General features: G+C 76.1%; 1 protein-coding gene and 1 pseudogene. Both read right to left on the bottom strand.

Going from position 1 to position 1,677, the window contains the following annotated elements:
* Positions 1 to 1,030, bottom strand: a 1,030-nt coding sequence (locus DZG00_RS15260) for a YhgE/Pip family protein (protein ID WP_119455809.1), incomplete at its 3' end; no start/stop codon positions are given.
* Positions 1,027 to 1,677: pseudogene (locus DZG00_RS15255) on the bottom strand (MMPL family transporter); the annotation flags it as partial. The gene DZG00_RS15260 and the pseudogene DZG00_RS15255, both read right to left, overlap by 4 nt.

Genomic DNA, 1,677 nt, shown 5'->3' with positions numbered 1-1,677 from the left:
CGCCGGAGACGAGCGCCCCGCCGTTGGCCGCGAGCTGCGACGCGCCGGACGCGCTCTGGCCGATGCCCTGCTGCACGCCCTGGATGCCGGCGGCCGCTTGCGACGCGAGGGTCCGCCCCTGCGCCGCGTACTGGTCGAGGCCCTGCTCGAGCGGCTGCAGCTGCGCGGCGAGCGGTGCGGTCTGCGGATCCGCCGACAGCTGCTGCCGGATCCCCTGCACCTGCGACGCGATCTGGCCGGCGCCGCCCGCGTACTGCCCCACGCCGTCCGACACCTGCGACAGCCCGGCGGCGCCGGTCTGCAGCTGGTCGAGCCCCGCGGAGAGCTGCGAGACGCCGCCCGTGTATGCGCCCAGGCCGTCCGCGAGCTGCGACGCGCCCTGCTGCGACTGCCCGACGCCGTCGCCGAGCTGCGTGATCCCGTCGCCGAGCGTGGTGGCGCCCGCGGAGAGCTGCGTCGCCCCGTCGGCCAGCTCGTCCGCGCCGGCCCCCGCGTCCGTGAGCGAGCCCTTGAGGCCGCCGAATGTCGTGTAGATGCCGGAGACGAACTGCGAGGTGATCGCGTTCCCGAACACGCTCGTCATGCCGACGCCCACGGCCTGCGTGGCCGCGCCCGTCAGGTAGCCGTGCGCGTCGTCCGTCTTCACGCTGATCTGCGCGCGCTGCGGGGCGTCGGTCGAGAGCGACACGATCGAGGCGGAGAAGTCCTCCGGCACGGTGAGGACCGCGTAGACCTCGCCGTCGTCGAGCATGCGCTCGGCCTCGTCGGCGTTCGTGATGGTCCAGTCGAAGGCCTGGTTGTCGTCGGAGGTCAGCTGCGTGACGAGCAGGCGGCCGGCGAGCACGGGCGACTCGGTGCCGTCCTGGGCCTTCTGCTGCACGATCTCGTCCTGGTTGACGATCGCGGCGGGCACGCGCTCCACGCCCGTCGCGACGTCCGAGAGCGAGCCGATGAAGAGGCCGGCGACCGCGAGGGGCACGATCGCGACGAGGGCGGCGGCGAGGCGTCGGCGTACGGTGCGGGTGGTCATCGGCGGGTCTCCTTGCCGGTCGTGACGGGCTGGTCGATGTCGGGGCGCTCGGCGTCGTCGGGAGCGGGTGCGTCGTCCTCCGCGACGAGGCGGAGGCGCACGGTCGGGCGGCCCGGGATCCCGTGCTCGTCCGGGAACCACGGCGCGCCCAGGAGGACGGTCGTGCTCTCGTGCACGAGCGCGGGCAGGGCGGCGAGGAACGCGCGCTCGGCGGCGGCGTCCGGGAACGGGTCCACCACGTCGAGCACGAGCACGGGGGCGCGTCCCGCGGCGGCGACCGCGGTCAGGGCGATGGCGCGCTCGAGCGGGAGGAGGGATCCGACGGGGTCGTCGCCGCGGATGCGCCGGGACCCCGCCGCGTCGGCCGCCTCGTCGATCCGCGCGAGCCACTCCGCCTGCCGCGCGCGGGCGCCGCGGCGGCGACCCATCGGCTCGGACAGGTCGATGCGCTCGGCGAGGAGGTCCCCCACCGTGACGCCCGAGTCGACCCGGTCGACGCGGCCGAGGTCGGCCATGGCGACGCTCGTGAGCACGCGGCCGGCCTCGGAGGCGAGCGGGTGGCCGGCCACGTGCGCGCGGCCGGACAGCGGCGCGAGCCGGGCGCCCAGCGTCGCGCCGACGAGCCGCCGGTCGGCGACGTCGCCCTC

It is taken from the genome of Clavibacter lycopersici (assembly GCF_003576405.1).
Classification (GTDB): domain Bacteria; phylum Actinomycetota; class Actinomycetes; order Actinomycetales; family Microbacteriaceae; genus Clavibacter; species Clavibacter lycopersici.
The sequence above is the reverse complement of the archived record's forward strand: the minus strand, read 5'-3'. Positions and strand labels throughout refer to the sequence as shown.